General features: G+C 69.6%; 19 protein-coding genes. 13 read left to right on the top strand and 6 right to left on the bottom strand.

Translation table 11 applies throughout. The annotated features are described in order from the left end of the window. The coding region (locus tag RR3_RS03600; protein ID WP_304363081.1) for a 4-hydroxyphenylacetate 3-hydroxylase N-terminal domain-containing protein at positions 1-900 on the bottom strand (900 nt) is incomplete at its 3' end. A 47-nt stretch (positions 901-947) separates the two neighbouring features. Then, a complete protein-coding gene (locus RR3_RS03595) occupies positions 948-1,511 on the bottom strand; it encodes a flavin reductase family protein (RefSeq protein WP_010595767.1) in 564 nt (187 codons plus the stop codon). A gap of 317 nt (positions 1,512-1,828) precedes the next feature. On the opposite strand from RR3_RS03595, the gene RR3_RS03585 reads away from it, so the two are divergent. Continuing rightward, on the top strand, positions 1,829-2,779 hold the full coding sequence (locus tag RR3_RS03585) for an AraC family transcriptional regulator (RefSeq protein WP_064065619.1): 951 nt from the start codon (positions 1,829-1,831) through the stop codon (positions 2,777-2,779). Positions 2,780-2,785: 6 nt separating this feature from the next. Here RR3_RS03585 and RR3_RS03580 read toward each other — a convergent pair whose 3' ends face one another. Next, on the bottom strand, positions 2,786-3,556 hold the full coding sequence (locus RR3_RS03580) for an IclR family transcriptional regulator domain-containing protein (RefSeq protein WP_010595764.1): 771 nt from the start codon (positions 3,554-3,556) through the stop codon (positions 2,786-2,788). A gap of 197 nt (positions 3,557-3,753) precedes the next feature. On the opposite strand from RR3_RS03580, the gene catA reads away from it, so the two are divergent. From catA to RR3_RS03555, 5 genes are all read left to right on the top strand, one after another. Further along, on the top strand, positions 3,754-4,605 hold the full coding sequence (gene catA, locus RR3_RS03575; RefSeq protein WP_010595763.1) for a catechol 1,2-dioxygenase: 852 nt from the start codon (positions 3,754-3,756) through the stop codon (positions 4,603-4,605). A gap of 127 nt (positions 4,606-4,732) precedes the next feature. Next, positions 4,733-5,860 (top strand): muconate/chloromuconate family cycloisomerase, encoded by a 1,128-nt coding sequence (locus RR3_RS03570; RefSeq protein WP_040271007.1) that lies wholly within the window; start codon positions 4,733-4,735, stop codon positions 5,858-5,860. Between the two features lie 70 nt (positions 5,861-5,930). Further along, entirely contained in the window at positions 5,931-6,218 is a 288-nt protein-coding gene (catC, locus tag RR3_RS03565; RefSeq protein WP_010595761.1) for a muconolactone Delta-isomerase, read from the top strand. A 24-nt stretch (positions 6,219-6,242) separates the two neighbouring features. Next, positions 6,243-7,376 carry an alkaline phosphatase family protein gene (locus RR3_RS03560; RefSeq protein WP_064065620.1) on the top strand — a complete coding sequence of 378 codons (1,134 nt, stop codon included), beginning with the start codon at positions 6,243-6,245 and terminating at the stop codon, positions 7,374-7,376. Between the two features lie 65 nt (positions 7,377-7,441). Continuing rightward, the gene (locus tag RR3_RS03555; protein ID WP_064065628.1) at positions 7,442-8,419 is read left to right on the top strand and encodes an alpha/beta hydrolase; all 978 of its coding nucleotides are present in this window, start codon (positions 7,442-7,444) and stop codon (positions 8,417-8,419) included. 128 nt (positions 8,420-8,547) lie between these two features. Here the strand turns inward: RR3_RS03555 and ygiD are convergent, their stop codons facing one another. The 3 genes from ygiD to RR3_RS03540 form a co-directional block, all read right to left on the bottom strand. Continuing rightward, positions 8,548-9,390 (bottom strand): 4,5-DOPA-extradiol-dioxygenase, encoded by an 843-nt coding sequence (gene ygiD, locus RR3_RS03550; RefSeq protein WP_010595757.1) that lies wholly within the window; start codon positions 9,388-9,390, stop codon positions 8,548-8,550. A gap of 25 nt (positions 9,391-9,415) precedes the next feature. Further along, positions 9,416-10,252, bottom strand: coding sequence for an alpha/beta hydrolase (locus tag RR3_RS03545; protein ID WP_010595756.1), 837 nt, complete (start codon positions 10,250-10,252; stop codon positions 9,416-9,418). A 97-nt stretch (positions 10,253-10,349) separates the two neighbouring features. Beyond that, positions 10,350-11,252: a LysR family transcriptional regulator gene (locus RR3_RS03540; RefSeq protein ID WP_010595755.1), complete on the bottom strand. Its 903-nt coding sequence runs from the start codon at positions 11,250-11,252 to the stop codon at positions 10,350-10,352. A gap of 142 nt (positions 11,253-11,394) precedes the next feature. On the opposite strand from RR3_RS03540, the gene RR3_RS03535 reads away from it, so the two are divergent. The 7 genes from RR3_RS03535 to RR3_RS03505 all read left to right on the top strand — a co-directional run bounded on the left by RR3_RS03535 (position 11,395) and on the right by RR3_RS03505 (position 17,946). Further along, positions 11,395-12,765, top strand: coding sequence for an NAD(P)/FAD-dependent oxidoreductase (locus tag RR3_RS03535; RefSeq protein WP_017679765.1), 1,371 nt, complete (start codon positions 11,395-11,397; stop codon positions 12,763-12,765). Between the two features lie 123 nt (positions 12,766-12,888). Further along, positions 12,889-13,641, top strand: coding sequence for an isocitrate lyase/PEP mutase family protein (locus RR3_RS03530; protein ID WP_017679764.1), 753 nt, complete (start codon positions 12,889-12,891; stop codon positions 13,639-13,641). A gap of 80 nt (positions 13,642-13,721) precedes the next feature. Then, the gene (locus tag RR3_RS03525; protein ID WP_017679763.1) at positions 13,722-14,243 is read left to right on the top strand and encodes a MarR family winged helix-turn-helix transcriptional regulator; all 522 of its coding nucleotides are present in this window, start codon (positions 13,722-13,724) and stop codon (positions 14,241-14,243) included. A gap of 240 nt (positions 14,244-14,483) precedes the next feature. After that, on the top strand, positions 14,484-16,043 hold the full coding sequence (locus RR3_RS03520; RefSeq protein WP_026137544.1) for an aldehyde dehydrogenase: 1,560 nt from the start codon (positions 14,484-14,486) through the stop codon (positions 16,041-16,043). After that, on the top strand, positions 16,040-16,411 hold the full coding sequence (locus RR3_RS03515; protein ID WP_010595750.1) for a RidA family protein: 372 nt from the start codon (positions 16,040-16,042) through the stop codon (positions 16,409-16,411). The genes RR3_RS03520 and RR3_RS03515 overlap by 4 nt, the downstream gene beginning before the upstream one ends. Before the next feature lie 29 nt (positions 16,412-16,440). Beyond that, entirely contained in the window at positions 16,441-16,953 is a 513-nt protein-coding gene (locus RR3_RS03510) for a cupin domain-containing protein (RefSeq protein WP_017679761.1), read from the top strand. Positions 16,954-17,058: 105 nt separating this feature from the next. Further along, positions 17,059-17,946, top strand: coding sequence for a PDR/VanB family oxidoreductase (locus tag RR3_RS03505; RefSeq protein WP_064065621.1), 888 nt, complete (start codon positions 17,059-17,061; stop codon positions 17,944-17,946). Positions 17,947-17,949: the final 3 nt, after the last annotated feature.

The raw sequence follows: 17,949 nt of genomic DNA, 5'->3' as shown, positions 1-17,949 counted from the left end.
GACGTTCTCCCACGGCACCAGCACCTTGTCGAAGATGAAGATGGCGTCGTTCTCGTCCATGCGCGAGGAGAGCGGGTAGTCGAACGGCGAGCCGACGACGGCGGCGTTCTGGCTGTAGGAGGCCCGGGAGATGAGCTTGATGCCCGGCGCGTCCATCGGCACCGTGCAGATCAGGGCGAATTCCTTCTTCTTGATCGGCAGGCCGTAGTGGGCGATGAAGTTGTAGTTGGTGATCGCCGAGCCGGTGGCGACGACCTTCGCGCCGGAGACGATCAGGCCGGCATCCGTTTCCTTCTCGACCTTCATGAACACGTCACCCACCTGGTCGGGCGGGAGCTGACGATCCACCGGGGGGTTGATGATGGCGTGGTTCCAGTACAGGACCTTCTCCTGCGATTCGCGGTACCAGCGCTCGGCGTTGTCCTGGAACGGGGCGTAGAGCTCGCTGTTGGCGTTGAGCGTGCCGAGGAAGGACGCCTTGTAGTCGGGGGACCGGCCCATCCAGCCGTAGGTCATCCGCGCCCAGGTGGCGATGGCGTCGCGCTCTTTCAGCAGGTCGTCGGAGGTCTTCGGGGTGCGGAAGAACGGCATGGTCACCCCGCCGTTGCCGGTGTCGGTGGGGCAGGTGAGGGTGCCGACGTGCTCACCGGTGTGCAGCGCGTCGTACAGCCGGGCGGTCATGCGGATGGAGTTGCGGAACGCCGGGTGGTTGGTGAAGTCCTTGACGCGCTCGCCGTGCAGCCAGATCTCGCGGCCGTCCTTGATCGACTCGATGTACTCGTCGCCGGTCATCGGTCGCGTGGCGAAGTTCTGCTGCCGGTTCGCCGGGGCGTCGGCGGCGACGTTGACCTCGGAACGGTCGATCGCGTTCTCGTCGGGACGGGACTCGAGGGTGGTCATGGCTGTCTCCTTGCGAATGGGACGTGACTGGGATGGAAGATGCGGGGTCAGCGGACGGCGGTGTCGACGTGCAGCGGGGTGAACCGGGTCCGGGCGTCGAACCAGCCGCTGTGCGGGTCGTCCATCGACCCGTTCCACGCCGCGGAGGCGCTCGGTGCGCCGAGTTCGTGGAAGGTGCTGCGGTAGAACAGCAGCGGCTCGGTGTCGCGGCACTGCGCGTCGACGATCTCGCCGATGTAGATGACGTGGTCGCCGCCGTCGTACTCGCGCCACGGAACGCAGGACAGGGTTGCCGCTGCTCCGGTGAGCACCGGTGCGGTGGGGCCGTCCTCGAACACCGGGCCGGGGGTCTGCGGCCGGCCGGCGAAGTGCAGGGCGGTGTCGACCTGGTCGGCGGCGAGGATGTTCACTGCGAACGGCGCGCCGGAGAGGAAGGCGCACGCCTTGGACGTCCGGGTCAGGGTGACCTGGCACAGGCGGGGCTCGAGGGAGACCGCGGTGAACGCGGTGACCGTTGCGCCGTGCGGGGTGCCCTCGTGGTTGGCGCAGGTGATCACGGTGACGCCACTTGCGAACTGTCCGAAGATGTTTCGGAGCCGACGCTGATCCATTTCGGCGCTCCTTGCCGGTCGTTCCGTCGTGATGTGATGTAGACCATAGGAGCGGTCGGACGGCCTTCGCGATCCGCTGAGCGCGGTCGCTATCCGTTCGACGCGGTCGTCATGACGAACGACGCTGTTTGCCCGGGGACGTGTTGCTCATCACACTGGGTAGTAGTGTTCGCGGACACGGGCTGAAAGCCCTCGGACGACACGGGCTGAAAGCCCTCGGACGACACGGGCTGAAAGCCCTCGGACGACACGGGCTGAAAGCCCTCGGACGACACGGGCTGAAATGCCCCGAGGATGCAGGGCCGAAGGTCCCGAGAATGCACACGGGAGGTGCACACGTGGTGTCGACGCCGGAGCCGGTCGACTGGGACGAGGCCGAGCATGTGGTGTCCGACGCGTATTTCCCGCACACCCTGACCCCGCTCGCACGAGGTTCGGAACCCCATGTCAACGTGCGGTCGCTGCAGCTCGGTCCGCTGCGGCTCGCGCGTATCGGCTGGGGGGCCGAGGTCGCGGTGGATTCGGATCATCCGGGTGCGTACGCGGTCAACATCCCGCTGTCCGGCCACATCGAGTCGGTGGCGGCGGGACTGGAAGTGAGTTCCGCCCAGGGGCAGGCCTCGGTGTTCCGGCCCGACACGGCGGCGCGGATCACCCGGTGGACCGAGGACTGCGAGATCGTCGGAGTCAAGCTCGACCGTGACTACCTCGACCGCGAGATGCACCGGATCCTCGGTCGTCCCGACCTCGGGCTGCCCGACCAGGTGGACCTGACGAGCGAGGCGGGGCGGAGCTGGATGGCCCTGCTGCAGTCGGTGGTCGAGCAGCTGCGGGCGGACGAGGGGCTGTGGCGCAACCCCCTCGTCGCCGACCAGCTTTCCGGGGCGCTGACCTCGGCATTCGTGCTCGCCGTGATGCCGAACGCGGGTGCCGGCACGGCGGCGCGGCCACGGATCGTCAAGCGCGTTCTCGACCGCATCCACGAGGACCCGGCGCAGCCGTGGACCACCGCGGACATGGCCGAGCTGGCGGGTGTGAGTGTGCGCCGGCTGCAGGAGGGCTTCCGCGAGTACCTCGGTGTCTGTCCCCGCGACTACCTGCTCGATCTGCGGCTCGAGCGGATCCACGAGGAACTCGCGGCCGGCGACCCGGCGACGACGTCGGTCACGGACGTGGCCCTGCGCTGGGGGATGACCCACACCGGCCGATTCGCGGCCGCCTACCGCCGCAAGTACGGGGTGGCGCCGTCGGCGACCCTGCGGGGTTGACGCGCCCTATCCGCGGTATCCGAGGTCGGCGCCGAGGGCGTGCGCGGACTTCATCAGGCATTCCGCGGCGAGCTCGCGGAACTCCCCGGGTGTGTGCCGGGCCGTCGATGTCGAGCAGGCGAGCACGCCGACCACGGTGCCGGTCGCGTCCCGGACCGGCGCCGCGGCCGAGATCAGCCCCTCCTCGAGCTCGGCGGAGGTGAGCGCGTAGCCCTGGGCACGCACGCGCGCGAGCTCGGCGCGCAATTCGTCGGCGTTGCGCACGGTGGCGGTGGCGAGCTTCTCGAAGCGGGTCGCGGCGACGACCTGCTCGACGAGTTCCTCGGGTGCCCACGCCAGCAGCGCCCGGCCCATCGACGTGGCGTACGCCGGGACCCGGGTGCCGACCGAGACGTTGATGCTCATGATGCGGCGCACGGGGACGCGGGCGGCGTAGACGACCTCCGCGCCGTCGAGCACCCCGAGGGAGGCGGATTCGCCGGTGTACTCGGCGATCTCCACCAGTCGCGGCATGGCCGCCTCGACCAGGGCGTGGGAGGCGGAGTAGTGCTGGCCGATGCTGAGCACGCGCGGGGTCAGCGACCAGCGGCTGCCGGTGCTGGTCACGTAGCCGAGCTTCTGCAGGGTGAGCAGGATGCGGCGCACCGCAGGGCGGGACAGGTCGGTCTTCGCTGCCAGTTCGGCGAGGGACGGGGTGGGATGCCGCTCGTCGAACGCGAGCAGCACCGCGAAGCCCCGTTCGATGCTCTGGACGAAATCCCGGTCCTGACTAGGCATTGTGGTCTCCTACCTGCGGTTTCGGGCAATCCGGGCGCCCGGGTGTTGACAATCACCTGTGACTGGACGCACAGTGTGTGTACGCACTGCGATACGGAAGTACGCACAGCGTACAACCCGAGTGGCGAGAGCGCCAGCCCCGCGATCACCACCCACAGCTTTCGCGACCACCGTTCGAGCCTCGCCGAGGAGGACACATGACCACCACCGAAAACCCCACCGCCCACGCCTCGGGCAACGCCGCCACCGACAAGTTCAAGAGCGAGCGGGTCTCGTCGGACACGTCGGTCGAGCGCGCCGCTGCCATCTACAAGGACGTGCTCGGTGCGTTCGCCGAGATCATCCACAAGCACCAGGTCACCTACGACGAGTACCGGGTGCTCAAGCAGTGGATGATCGACGTCGGCGAGTACGGCGAGTGGCCGCTGTGGCTGGACGTCTTCGTCGAGCACGAGATCGAGGAAGTGCACTACAACCGCAAGCACTTCTCCGGCACCAAGGGCAGCATCGAGGGCCCCTACTACGTGCCGGACTCGCCGAAGCTGCCGGCCAAGTGCACCATGCCGATGCGCGAGCAGGACAAGGCCGCCGAGGCGCTGATCTTCAAGGGCCAGGTCACCGACCTCGAGGGCAAGGGCCTGCAGGGCGCCACCGTCGAGCTGTGGCACGCCGACGAGGAGGGCTACTACTCGCAGTTCGCCCCCGGCATCCCCGAGTGGAACCTGCGCGGCACCATCGAGTGCGACGACGAGGGCAACTTCGAGATCACCACGCTCAAGCCCGCGCCCTACAAGATCCCGGCCGACGGCCCGACCGGCTGGTTCATCGACTCCTACGGCGGCCACCCGTGGCGTCCCGCCCACCTGCACCTCATGGTGAAGGCGCCGGGCAAGCGCGCCATCACCACCCAGCTCTACTTCCAGGGCGGCGAGTGGGTCGAGGACGACGTCGCGACCGCGACCAAGCCCGAGCTGATCCTGGACCCGCAGCCGAACGCCGACGGCGTCGACGAGGTGACCTACAACTTCGCGCTCGACCCCGAGGCCTGAGCACTCCTGTGAACCGGGTCCACGAGTGGTGACGAATGCCGGTGTCCGCCAAGGGCACCGGCATTCGTCGTCGCGGAGGCCCGGCTGTTGCCCGCATCACCGCCGAAATCCGATTGTGAGCTGTTCGATGTCCGACCCCGACCTGAAGATCGTCTCGATCGATACGACGATCGTCGACGTACCGCTCGTGCGTCCCCACAAGTTCGCCACCACCACCGCCGAGAAGCAACCCATCCTGCTCGTGGCGATCACCACCGCGGGCGGGGTCACCGGCCACGGAGAGGGCGTCGTCCCCGGCGGTCCGTGGTGGGGCGGCGAATCCGTCGAGACCATGAAGGCGATCGTCGACCGCTACATCGCCCCCTACATCACCGGCCGCGGCGTCGACGAGATCAGCGGCATCATGGTCGACATCGAACGCGTCGTCTCCGGCGCCCGTTTCGCCAAGGCGGCCGTCGATGTCGCCCTGCACGACGCGTGGGCCCGCGCCCTCGGCGTCGGGGTGCACACCCTGCTCGGTGGCGCCTTCCGCACCGGCGTCGACGTGCGGTGGGCGCTCGGTGCGGCACCGGTCGAAGAAATCCTCGAGGAGGTCGAGGAGAAGATGGCGGCACGGCTGAACTTCGCGTTCAAGCTCAAGATGGGCGCGCTCGACCCGAAGGTCGACACCGAACGCGTCGTCACGATCGCTCAGGCCCTCGAGGGCAAGGCCGGCGTGAGCATCGACGTCAACGCCCGCTGGGACCGGTTCACCGCGCTGCGATACGTTCCGCAACTCGTCGACGGCGGTGTCGAGCTCATCGAGCAGCCCACCCCCGGCGAGCAGCGTGAAGTGCTCGCCGAGATCAACCGGCTCGTGTCCGCCCCGGTGATGGCCGACGAGTCCGTGCAGACCCCGCACGACGCCCTCGAGATCGCCAAGCTCGGGGCCGCCGACGTCATCGCCCTCAAGACCACCAAGTGCGGTGGTCTGCAGCGCAGCAAGGAGGTCGTGGCGGTCGCGAAGGCTGCCGGAATCCGCTGCCACGGCGCCACTTCGATCGAAGGACCCATCGGCACCGCGGCATCCGTCCACTTCGCCTGCGCCGAGCCGGGAATCAACTACGGCACCGAACTGTTCGGGCCGCAGCTGTTCGCCGTCGAACTCCTGCAGACCCCGCTGGACTACTCCGAGGGTCAGGTGCACCTGCCCCAGGGACCCGGCCTCGGCGTCGAACTCGACATGGACGTCGTCAAGCACCTCGCCCGCGACTGACCACCCCCCGTGCGCGGTTCCGGTAGCACCCGCTACCGGAACCGCGCACGGCCCGAAAGGAGTACCGACCATGGCACTGTTCCACGTTCGCATGGACGTCGACATCCCCCGCGACCTCGACCCCGAGGTGCGCGCCGAGACCGTCGCGCGGGAGAAGGCGTACAGCCAGGAACTGCAGCGCGAGGGCAAGTGGCGGGAGATCTGGCGCATCGTCGGCAAGTACAGCAACATCAGCATCTTCGACGTCGACTCCGCCGACGAACTCCACGAGATCCTGTGGAACCTGCCGCTGTTCCCGTACATGAACATCGAGATCATGCCGCTGACCAAGCACGGGTCCGACATCAAGGACCAGTGACGCCCGGCAGGCCATACTCGGGTAATGGACCTGCCGCTGCACGACGTCTACGCCGAACCCACCCTCGCGGATCTGATGCCGTCCGTCCTCGCGTCCGCGGGGGTGCCCGGTGAGGCCAACCGTCTCGCCCTCCCCGAGCAGTCCCGCACCGTCGTGCTGCTCGTCGACGGCATGGGGTGGAACCTCCTGCGACGAAATGCGGCCGCCGCCCCCTTTCTCACCGGCCTCGACGGCCGGCCGATCCGCGCCGGATTTCCCACCACCACCGCGGTGAGCATCGCCTCGCTCGGCACCGGCCTGGCCTCCGGCGCTCACGCCGTGACCGGCTACCAGTCCTACGTCGAGGAGATCGACGCCCCGTTCAACTGGCTGCGCTGGACCCTCGCGGGGACCGCCGTCGATCAGCGCGAGCGATTCGTCCCCGAATGGATACAGCCCCACCCGACGGTGTTCGAACGCGCCGACGCGGCCGGGCTGACGGTGACCACCGTCGTGCCCCGCAGTTTCGACGGCAGCGGCCTCACCCGGGCCGTGCTGCGCGGCGGCAACTTCGTCGGTGTCTCCGCCTACGGTGACCTGCTCGCCCACGTCGTCGCCGCCGTCACCGCCGACGACCGCACCCTCGTCTACTGCTACCTCGGCGAGGTCGACACGGTCGGGCACCTGTACGGACCCGAGTCCCCCTCCTGGACCGCGCAGCTGACCGTCGTCGACCGGTTCGTCGAGCAGCTCGTCGCCGCCCTGCCCACCGGGACGCGGCTGCTGATCACCGCCGATCACGGCATGATCGACGCCTCCCGGGGCCGGCGCGCCGACTTCGACCACCTCCCCGCCCTCTCGGAGGACGTCGACGTGATCGCGGGCGAACCCCGCTGCCGGCACGTGCACACCCGGCGACCCGGCGCGGTGCTCGAGCGGTGGCGCAACGAACTCGGGGACGACCTGTGGGTCGGCACCCGCGACGACGTGATCGCCGGCGGACTGTTCGGCCCGGACCCCTCGCCCGCCGCGTGCCGGCGCATCGGTGACGTCGTCGCGATCGGGCTCGGCGAGTCCACGGTGATCCGCACCGACGGCGAGCTGGTCATGTCGCAGCTGCCCGGACAGCACGGTGCGCTGACCGACGAGGAGCTCCTGGTGCCGTTGCTGCAGGTCTGAGGCGGCGGATACGTGTGACGGAGAGTACCTCGACCGGGTGCCGGACCCGTCCTATCGTGGCGTACATGCGCACCCACGGATCGACGATCTGGCACTGGACGGTGAGCCTGCGGGCCATCCTCGTCTTCTGGTTCGTGCGGATCTTCGTCAAGCCGCTGTTCGCCTACTGGCCGGCCACCGACCGCGGGATCGAGGCCCTCAGCCGGCTCGACCGTCGCGTGGACAAGATGCTGCCCCGCCCGCGCAACGTCGACATCGATCCCCTCACCCTCGGCGGGGTGCCCAGTGAACGCATCGAACCGCCGCGTCCCGCCGCGGACTCCCTCGCCGGCGCGACGATCCTCTACTTCCACGGTGGCGCTTTCGTCTTCTGCGGGCTCGCCACGCACCGCACGGTGTGTTCGCTGCTCGCCACCGAATCGGGGGTGCCGGTGTACTCCGTCGCCTACCGGCAGCTACCTGTCGGTTCGATCGGGACGTCCGTCATCGACGCGATGGCCGCGTACACCGGGCTGCTCGAGACGGCCGAGGACCCCACGCGCATCGTCGTCGCCGGCGACTCGGCCGGGGGTTACCTGGCGATGAAGGTCGCCGAGATCGCCGCGCTGCGCGGCATGATCCGGCCGGCCGCGGTGATCGGCTACTCGCCGCTGCTCAACCTCGACCTCGAGGAGCACGATCCCGACTTCATGAAGCGCGACGCGTACCTGCCGATGCGGCAGGTGGAGAAGCTGCGCGACCGCTGGCTCGCCGGCCCCGATCACATCGAAGGCGCCCAGTCCCCGGTCCGCGCCGATCCGGCACTGTTCCCGCCCGCGTTCTTCTCCGTCGCCGAATACGAGATCACCCGCCCCGACGTCGAGATCATGACCGAGGCGTTCGACGAGGTGGGCACGACGGTCGAGACGCACCTGTGGGCCGGTCAGGTGCACGCCTTCCCCGTCATCGGGCAGGTGCTGCCCGAGGCGCGGACACTGCTGCAGCACAGCATCGACTTCGCGCGGCGCACCGTCGTTGCGGAGGAGCGTCGCCACACGGCGTGATCCTGGGTGGCCGACCCCCTGGGTGGCCGACCCCCTGGGTGGCCGACCCCTGGGTGGCCGAATGTCACATTCGGTCGACTGCATCGACGCGATGTGACATTCGGCCACATCCACAACCACAACCACAATCACGCATTGGTGTTCACCGGGTCCGGGGTTGTGGGGAACCCAGCGGACGGGGGACCGTCGTCACCGGCCGCGCACGTGAGACCGAGGGTGTAGGCGCTCATCGACAGCGACCCGTACGCGAAGCCGTCGATCAGCGGTTCGACGAGGTCCTCGCCCACGCCCGCCAGGCCCGCGAAGTACAGCAGCGGCAGGAAGTGGTCCGGGGTGGGAACCGCGTGGTCGAAGTCCGCGTGCCCGTCGAGGGCTGCGACTCCCTCGGGGCGGTCCATGACCATGACCCGCGCGGCGGCGTCGAACCGGTGCGCCCAGTCGAACCCCTCGTCCGGGCGGCGACGATCCATGCCGGCCAGGTTGTGCACGATGTTCCCGCTGCCGACGATCAGCACGCCGCGGTCGCGCAGTGGGGCGAGCTTCGCGCCGAGCTCGAGGTGGTAGTCGAAGTCGCGGTAGGCGTTCAGGCTCAACTGCACCACCGGCACGTCCGCCTCGGGGAAGGCGTGGGTGAGCACCGACCAGGTACCGTGGTCGACACCCCACGAGTCGACGTCCGCACCCACCCACGTCGGATGGACGACGTCGGCGATCTCCTCGGCCAGCTCCGGCAGCCCGGCCGCGGGGTAGTCGACGTCGAACAGCTCCTGCGGGAATCCGTAGAAGTCGTGGATGGTGCGCGGGTTCGGCATCGCGGTCACCGCGGTGGCGTTGATGTACCAGTGCGCCGAGATCGCGAGTATCGCCCGGGGCGTCGGCACCGCGGAACCGAACGCCCGCCACGCCCTGGTGTAGCGATTCGACTCGAGCGCGTTCATCGGGCTGCCGTGGCCGACGAACGCGGCCGGCATGCGCGCGGACGGAGCGGCTGTCACCTCAGCCGAGCCTCGGTCGGAGCCATTCCACCAGGTCGTCGAGTACCTGCTTCTTCTCCGGCTCGTTGAACACCTCGTGGTAGAGGCCCTCGTACAACTTGAGCGTCACGTCCTGCGACCCGACCAGGTCGGCGACGAGCCGGCTGCCGGACGGCGCGGTGAGCCGGTCCTCGGTGCCGTGCTGCAGCAGGATCGGCAGATCCAGCGCGGGGAGCCGGGCCGGCAGGCTCTCTCCCGTGGTGACCAGTGCGCGGGCGATGCCGGCGGGTACGAGACCGTGGTGCACGAGCGGATCGGCTTCGTACGCGGCGACGACGTCGGGGTCGCGCGAGATGCCCGCCGAGTCGAGCTTCTGCACCGGCAGCTGCGGTAGGACGCGCCCGATCACCTTGCCGAGTGCGACGACGGGCCGCGGCGTGCCGGAGGTGACGTCGACGGCGGGACCGGACAGTGCGAGGGCCGTGAGCTCGTCGGGGTGCTCGAGCGCATAGGCCAGGGCGATGGCTCCGCCCATCGAATGGCCCAGCAGGACCCGCGGCAGGCCGGGCTGATCGAACGCGGCGATGCCGACCAGGCGATGCACGTCGCCGGTGAACTGGTCCATGTCCCGCACGAACACTCGTCGGCCGCCCGAGCGGCCGTGCCCGCGGTGGTCGAGGGCGTAGACGACGAGACCCAGCTCGCCGAGGCGCTCGACCACGTGGTCGTACCGGCGGGCGTGCTCACCGAAGCCGTGGCAGAGCACCAGCACGCCCGCGGGGTCGCCGTCGGGCGACCACACGTCGTACACGACGCGGGTGCCGTCGGCACTGGTGAACGAGGTCTCGGTTCGCTGCATGATCGCTCCTCACCGCGTGGGTCCGCCGCCGGCTCGGGCCATCCTTCCACGAAACGGCACCGGATCGGTACGCATTGCGACGACCGCGCGGCGGTGTTCAGCTCTCCGGTCCCGGTGGTGTCCGGCTGGTCATCGACTGGTGCAGCGCGAGGATCAGGCTCGACATGGCCGCCGATCGGGGCGCGTCGTTGCGGAGTACCCCGCACACGGGGATGCTGAGCCGGTTGCGCGCCTCGCGCATGTAGGCCAGGCCGGTCCGGGGGGTCTCCGCGGCGGTGCTCGGGTACAGAACCGTCCACGCCCGCGGATTGGTGATGACGTCGAGGGTGGCGGTGTGGTCGCTCGCGATCGACGGCCCGAGCTGCACCCGGCGTCCCACCGCCCGGAAGGCGTCCTCGATCACCGTGTGGATGAGCACCTGGCTGTGCCGGGGCGGCAGGAGCAGCGGGTAGGGCGCGAGATCGCCGAGGTCGACGGTGGAGAACGCGGAGAGCGGGTGCCGGCTCGACGTGACGATGACCAGATCCTCGATGCCCAGGTCCACGGTCTCGAGTCCGGGGCGGTCGACGCCGCCCCGGATCAGGGCGATGTCGGCGTCGCCGCCGGCGACGGCGTCGATCCGGTCGGCGAAGCTCTTGATGACGAACTCGATGTCGACCGCCGGGTACTGCTCCCGGACATGCGCGATGGCGTCGAGGCTCTGGGATGCGAAGGTCATGTTCGCGGCGATCCGGATGCGGTTGCGCGGCTCGCGCGCCACCGAGAACGCCTGCGCTTCGAGGCTCAGCACCTGCTGGGCGATGGGGACCAGGCGCGAGCCGGCCGGGGTCAGCCGCACCATCCGCGTCGACCGCTCGAACAGCGACGCACCGAGTTCCTTCTCGAGCCGAGTGATCTGATGGCTGATCGCGGACTGGGAGATGAAGCACTTCTGGGCGGCCTTGCTGAAGCTCAGCTCCTCGCTGACGGCGAGGAAGTACCGCAGCTGCCGGAAATCCATACCCCCATCCTACTTATGAGCGATCGAGATAAGAGCTCCCCGAATTCGGCAGGTTGGTGGCCTCGACGGCCCCCCGTCCATACGGTGGGTGTCATACATCGACTTCAGTGTGGAGGTAGAGGTAATCGTGAGTAGCACAGCAGTGACCGACCGGACCGAGGTCGTCGTCGTCGGTTCGGGCTTCGGCGCGCTGGCGACGGCGAAGAAGCTCGCCAAGGCCGGGACGCCGTTCGTCCTGATCTCCGAGACCACCGAACATCTCTTCCAGCCCCTGCTGTACCAGGTCGCCACCGGTGTCCTCTCGGCCGGGGAGATCGCTCCGTCGATCCGCTCCATTCTCGCGAAGTACCCGAACGCGGACGTGCGGCTCGGCCGCGTCGTCGACGTACGGCCCGACGAGCACGAGGTCGACTACGTCGCCGGTGGCACCGTGCACACGGTCGGCTACCGGTCGCTCGTCGCAGCGACGGGCGCCCGGCAGGCGTACTTCGGCCGCGACGAGTTCGAGAAGGTCACCTACGCCCTCAAGACCGTGGAGGACGCCGAGCGGCTCCGCCGGCAGATCCTGCGGTGCTTCGAGGAGGCGCACACCACCACCGACCCGGAGCGCCGCCGCAACCTGCTGAGCTTCGTGGTCATCGGTGCCGGCGCGACGGGCGTCGAGCTCGCCGGCCAGATCAAGGAACTCGCGGGCCGCTACTTCGAGCAGTCGTTCCACGACATCAGCGCCGACGACGTGTCCGTCACCCTCGTCGAGGGCGCGGGCGAGGCCCTCCCGGCCTTCGGTGGCAAGCTCAGCGAGTACACCAAGCAGTCGCTGCAGAAGTCGGGCGTCGACGTCGTGCTCGACACGTTCGTCACCGACATCGACGAGCACGGTGCCACCCTGAAGGCGAAGAACGACGAGGAGCGCCGGATCACCGCCGAGACCATCATCTGGTCGGCCGGGGTGCGTGCCAACGACTTCGCCGGCGTCCTCGCCGAGCGCACCGGCTGCGCCACCGACCGCGCGGGCCGGCTGCTGGTCAACCCGGATCTCACCGTGGGCGGCTACGCCGACGTGTACGCCATCGGCGACATGACGTCGCTGAACAATCTGCCGGGGCAGTCGCCCGTCGCGATGCAGGGCGGCCGCCACGTCGCCCGCACGATCCTCGGCAAGCAGGGCAAGGGCACCCCGTTCAAGTACCGGGACAAGGGCAGCATGGCCATCATCAACCGCTTCCGCGCGATCACCCGCGTCGGAAAGATCGAGCTGAGCGGCTTCGTCGCCTGGGTGCTGTGGCTGGCCGTGCACCTGGTCTACATGGTGGGCTTCCGCAACCGCTACGTCGCAGTGATGTCGTGGTTCGGATCCTTCCTCGGTCACCGTCGCCCCCACTTCCACTACGCGCAGGAAGCGGTGAGGCTCGACGCGGACGTCCCCGACGACATGACCGTCTCCGCTGTACCGCCCCGGGCGGACCGCGCTGCCGAGAAGAAGCCGGAACCCGAGAAGGTCAGCGTCCGGTAGGACGACTCGACGAGACACCGGGCCCCGTGCCGTTCACCACGAACGGCACGGGGCCCGGTCGTCTCGCGCCCGGGAGTGGTCCGTTCGCCGGAACGGCGGCGGACGGGTGTGGTTGGATGCGGCATGACGACTCTCGCCGAGCAGGCCGTAGCGCTGAAGTCCCTGCACGTCCCGGGTGACCCGGTGGTGCTGCCGACCGTGTGGGACGCCTGGTCGGCGAATCTGGCCGTGCAGGCCGGTTTTTCCGCGTTGACGATGGGCAGTCATCCGGTCGCCGACTCGGTCGGCAAGCCGGACAACGAGGGGATGACGTTCGAGGAGCTGCTGACCCGGGTCCGGCAGGTCACTGCGGCGGTCGACGTCCCGATCTCGGTGGACGTGGAGGCCGGCTACGGTGAGGTCCCTGCTCGCATCGTCGAGGGGCTGCTGGGTGCGGGTGCTGTCGGGTTGAACATCGAGGACACCGTGCACAGTGAGGGCGGCCGGCTGCGCGAGCCGGCCGAGCACGCCGAGTACGTGGCCGGGTTGCGTGCCGCCGCCGACGCCGCGGGGGTGCACCTGGTGGTCAATGCCCGCACCGATCTGTTCGTCAAGAAGGTCGGGGCCGAGTCGGACCGGGTGGACCGGGCGATCGACCGTCTGAAGCTGGCCGCCGACGCAGGCGCCGATGTGCTCTATCCGGTCGGCTTCCACAGCGACGAGACACAGCGGCGCCTGACGTCGGAACTGCCGTTGCCGGTCAATGCGATCGCCCACCCGGCGAAGAACGAGCTCGCGTCGTTCGCTGCTCTCGGCGTCGGCCGGATCAGCTTCGGGCCGTTGCTGCAGGCCACCCTGGCCGAGCGGGCGGGCGAGCTGCTGGGGCGGTGGCGCTGACCGGTTCCGCAGCGCGCGTTCACCGGCCGCGCCGCGGGTAGACTCCCGGCATTGTGGGAGAGCCTGGAGAACGCGACGCCGTGGACGCCATCGTCGCGCACTGGGCGGTGGCCCGTCCCGAACTCGACGTCTCGGGGCTGAAGGTCTTCGGGCGTCTGCATCGGAGCTTCCTCGTCTACAAGGCCCGGATCGCGCCCACCTTCGAGGAGCACGGGATCAACGATTCGGGATTCGACGTCCTCGCCTGCCTGCGCCGCGCAGTGCCCCATCATCGGCTCACCGCGGGGGAGCTCGCCGAGCAGACGCTGGTCACCACCGGTGGGCTGTCGCTGCGGGTGAACCGGCTCGAGGAGGCGGGCCTGGTGACCCGATCGAAGGACAGCCAGGACGCCCGCGTCGTGTACGTCGAGCTCACCTCTGCCGGCGCCGCGCTCGTCGACTCGGTGGCCGACGCGCACTTCGCCAAACTGCGCGCGATGCTCGGCGACCTCGACGCGAGCGAGCGCGAGACGCTGGCGCGTCTGCTCGCCCGTCTGGAGCGCTCTGCCCGCGCGGCCGAGTTCGATGCTCCTGCCGATTCGGGTGCCGATCGTCGGGTCTGACGGTCCGGCCGACAAAAAATTTCGAGAAGGGCTATGACGCCCGCCACACCGCTGTGACCTGCGTCTCCTTCGTTTCGAGGCCGTGAATGCGGCGTAACGACCGGCTGATCTGGGCGTTCGAGCCTTGACCTCTTTGCGCTAAGACGCTACAAATCTCTTAGTGCAAAGATATCGATTCGGCGCGCACCACCCACCGCGAGCACCGTGGTCCGCGTCCCTCCCACCGAACGGACCTCCCTCATGCCCATTGCGTACGCGTCCCCCCTCCAGGCGGGAACCGCCGAGCACGCCGAGTCCGTCGACACGGTCGACGAGATCCTCGTCGCCGGCCGCTGGCGACGAGGCCTCGGAGAGCGCCTCGACTCCGTCGACCCCGCGACGGGACGGGTCTTCGCCGGCTTGCACACGGCGACCGTCGACGACGTCGACCGGGCTGTCACCGAGGGACTGCGGGCCGCGCACGGCGGATGGTCGTCGCTGCTCCCGCACGAACGGGCCCGGGTGCTGCACCGCATCGGCAACGCCCTCGACGACGAGGCCGATCGCGTCGCCCGGTTGCAGACCCTCGACACGGGCAAGACCCTGGCCGAGACCCGGGCACTGGTTGCCAGCGCCGCCAACACCTTTCGCTACACGGCGGCCGCCCTCGAGACGATGGACTCGGCCGTGACCACGCCCCGGGGGCCGTGGCTGACCATGTCGACGTACCAGCCGATGGGTGTCGTCGCCGCGATCACGCCGTGGAACTCCCCGATCGCGTCCGACGCACAGAAGATCGCCCCCGCGCTCGCCGCCGGCAACGCCGTCGTGAGCAAGCCGCCGGTGTGGGCCCCGTGGGTGACCCTGCTCCTCGCCCGCATCTGCGAGTCGGCCGGTCTGCCCGCCGGCGTCCTCTCGGTCCTGCCAGGTTCGGGGCGCACGGTCGGCGAGGCGCTGGTCCGGCATCCCGATGTCGCCAAGGTCAGTTTCACCGGCGGCACCGACACCGGTCGCCACCTCGCGCACCTGGCCGCCGACAAGCTCATGCCGATCACGCTCGAACTCGGCGGCAAGTCCCCGACGATCGTGTTCGAGGACGCCGACCCCGAACAGGCCCTCGCCGGCGTGCTCTACGGCATCTTCTCCTCGGCCGGGCAGAGCTGCATCGCCGGCTCACGGATCTTCGTGCACCGCAGCATCGCCGAGACCTTCACCGCCGAACTCGTCCGGCGCGCAGCGGCGCTGCGCCTCGGACCCGGCACCGACCCGCGCACCCGGGTGGCCCCGCTGGTCACCTTCGCCCACCGGGATCGGGTGGCCGCCATGGTCGACGACGCCGTCGCCGACGGGGCCCGGGTGCTGTGCGGGGGCGCGATCCCGACCGACGAACGGCTCACCTGCGGTGCGTACTACCCGCCCACGGTGCTCACCGGGGTCGACAACGCCGCGACGATCTGCCGCGAGGAGGTCTTCGGCCCGGTGGCCGTCGTGCTGCCTTTCGACGACGAGGAGGACCTGATCGCGCAGGCGAACGACTCGGTGTACGGGCTGGCCTGCGGCATCTGGACCGCGGACTACCGACGGGCGTGGCGCGTGGCCGGCGCGGTGAAGGCGGGCACCGTCTGGATCAACACCTACAAGCAGTTCAGCATCTCGACTCCCTTCACCGGTCTCGGCGACAGCGGTCTCGGCACCGAGAAGGGACGCGAGGGCATCCGTCAGTACTGCGACCAGAAGAGCATCTACCTCGACCTGTCCGGCGAACCGATCGCCTGGGCCACCCCCGACCCGACAGAAACCCGAAAGGACCCCTCCCGGTGACCGATTCGACGACCGCGACCCACGACCGCACCGCTCACCCGTACAGTCCCGCCTACGCCGCCGCCGGCTTCGGGTTCGTCTCCGGCGCCCTGTCGGTCGACGAACACGGCATCGCCGTCGACGGCACGACCGCCGCCCTCGACGCCGCGATCGCCCGCCTCGGCGAGCGCCTGGCGACCATCGGCATGACCCTGTCCGACGTCGTCAAGACGACGTACTTCGTGACCGACGTGACGCTCCGCGACCAGGCGAACCGCCACTACGAGAAGATCTTCGCCGCTCCCCGCCCAGCCCGCTCGTTCGTCGAGGTCGCCGCCCTGCCCTACGGCGCCACCGTCGAGATCGAAGCCGTCGCGTACCGCGCCTGAACCACCCACCGCACGAAAGGACCACCGACATGGCCGCACCCGAGAAGACCGATCTCGAAACCCTCATCGACTCCTGCATCGCAGGCCGTGACAGCCGCTACGAGGACTGGGACACCCTCGGCTTCCAGGCCGCCAAGGGCGGAGACCGCTTCAAGCGCGCCCAGATCCGCTACATCGGGTCCGGTGCCACCGGCAACCACGAGGGCGACGCCCGCACGCTGCCCGCCGAGCACTTCACCCTGTCCAACATGCGGCTGCCCGCCGGCGCGGTCGGGCCCGAGCACACCCACCACGACGTCGAAGAGGTGTTCTTCGTGCTCGAGGGCGAGCTCGAGGTCGCGGTCCACGACGTCGAGGACGGCACCCGCAAGGCCGTCCGCCGGCTCGGTTACCGCGACATGATCCGCGTGCCCGCCGGAGTGCCGCGCAGCCTCGCGAACGTCGGCGACACCGACGCGCTGTTCTGCGTGATCATCGGCGCCGCCAAGCCGCAGCTGCCCACCTACCCGCCGAGCTCGGAGATGTACGGCGTCACCCGCTGACGCCACCGAGAAGACCCGCCGACAGGGAGATCCCCGATGGAGCAGTCCGTCCGACGTCGCCTCCGCGTCCACCAGAAAACTTGGGAGGCAGACGGAGTCACCAGCGTGACGTTCGTCGATCCGACCGGCGCCGCGTTGCCGCAGTGGCAGCCGGGTGCGCATCTCGCCCTGCACCTGCCGAACGGGGTGGTGCGCGAGTACTCGCTGTGCTCGGATCCGCAGGACACCACGCGCTGGACGGTCGCGGTGCTGCGCGCCGAGCGTTCCCGCGGCGGCAGCGCCTACGTGCACGAATCGTTGCAGATCGGCGCGGAGATCGACGTCGACGGACCGCGCAGCGCCTTCGCCCTCGACGACGCCGCGACCGAACACGTCCTCGTGGCCGGCGGTATCGGCATCACCCCGATCGTCGCGATGATGCGGCGGCTGCGGGCCGAGGGACGGCCGTGGCGCCTGCTCTACGCCGGACGCTCCCGGGCGGCGATGGCGTTCGTCGACGAGATCGCCGCCGGACCCGCCGGGCAGGTGACCGTCCACGCCGACGACGAGGCCGGTGGTCTGCCGGACCTCGCGGGGACGCTGTCGGGTCTCGCCCCGACCGCCGTCGTCTACTGCTGCGGACCGGCACCGCTCATCGATGCGGTCACCGCCGCGGTCCCGGACCCCGGTCAGGTCCGCACCGAGCGGTTCGCGGCCCCGGAACCGGCGCCGTGCACGGGGGAGGACACCGCCTTCGACGTGATCGTCGAGAGCACCGGCCGGCGCATCCCGGTGCCGCCGACCGTGTCGGTGCTCGACGCCCTCACCGCCGCCGGTGTGCCCGTGCCGAACTCGTGCACCGAAGGTATCTGCGGGACGTGCGAAGTCGGGGTGATCAAAGGCGACGTGGACCACCGCGACTTCCTGCTCACCGAGTCCGAGCACGCCGCCGGATCGACGATGTTTCCGTGCGTGTCCCGGTGCCGCTCTGCCGAACTCGTGCTGGATCTGTGAGAA

The sequence above is a fragment of the Rhodococcus ruber NBRC 15591 genome, assembly GCF_001894945.1.
GTDB classification, from domain to species: domain Bacteria; phylum Actinomycetota; class Actinomycetes; order Mycobacteriales; family Mycobacteriaceae; genus Rhodococcus; species Rhodococcus ruber.
The sequence above is the reverse complement of the archived record's forward strand: the minus strand, read 5'-3'. Positions and strand labels throughout refer to the sequence as shown.

Bases quoted from the DNA above. Each gene is read 5' to 3' on its own strand.
- RR3_RS03585 (WP_064065619.1), top strand. From the start codon at position 1,829: ATGCACACGGGAGGTGCACACGTGGTGTCGACGCCGGAGCCGGTCGAC.
- ygiD (WP_010595757.1), bottom strand. From the start codon at position 9,390: ATGCCGGCCGCGTTCGTCGGCCACGGCAGCCCGATGAACGCGCTCGAG.
- RR3_RS03570 (WP_040271007.1), top strand. From the start codon at position 4,733: ATGTCCGACCCCGACCTGAAGATCGTCTCGATCGATACGACGATCGTC.
- RR3_RS03580 (WP_010595764.1), bottom strand. From the start codon at position 3,556: ATGCCTAGTCAGGACCGGGATTTCGTCCAGAGCATCGAACGGGGCTTC.
- RR3_RS03540 (WP_010595755.1), bottom strand. From the start codon at position 11,252: ATGGATTTCCGGCAGCTGCGGTACTTCCTCGCCGTCAGCGAGGAGCTG.
- RR3_RS03520 (WP_026137544.1), top strand. From the start codon at position 14,484: ATGCCCATTGCGTACGCGTCCCCCCTCCAGGCGGGAACCGCCGAGCAC.
- RR3_RS03510 (WP_017679761.1), top strand. From the start codon at position 16,441: ATGGCCGCACCCGAGAAGACCGATCTCGAAACCCTCATCGACTCCTGC.
- catC (WP_010595761.1), top strand. From the start codon at position 5,931: ATGGCACTGTTCCACGTTCGCATGGACGTCGACATCCCCCGCGACCTC.
- RR3_RS03595 (WP_010595767.1), bottom strand. From the start codon at position 1,511: ATGGATCAGCGTCGGCTCCGAAACATCTTCGGACAGTTCGCAAGTGGC.
- RR3_RS03560 (WP_064065620.1), top strand. From the start codon at position 6,243: ATGGACCTGCCGCTGCACGACGTCTACGCCGAACCCACCCTCGCGGAT.
- catA (WP_010595763.1), top strand. From the start codon at position 3,754: ATGACCACCACCGAAAACCCCACCGCCCACGCCTCGGGCAACGCCGCC.
- RR3_RS03530 (WP_017679764.1), top strand. From the start codon at position 12,889: ATGACGACTCTCGCCGAGCAGGCCGTAGCGCTGAAGTCCCTGCACGTC.
- RR3_RS03555 (WP_064065628.1), top strand. From the start codon at position 7,442: ATGCGCACCCACGGATCGACGATCTGGCACTGGACGGTGAGCCTGCGG.
- RR3_RS03545 (WP_010595756.1), bottom strand. From the start codon at position 10,252: ATGCAGCGAACCGAGACCTCGTTCACCAGTGCCGACGGCACCCGCGTC.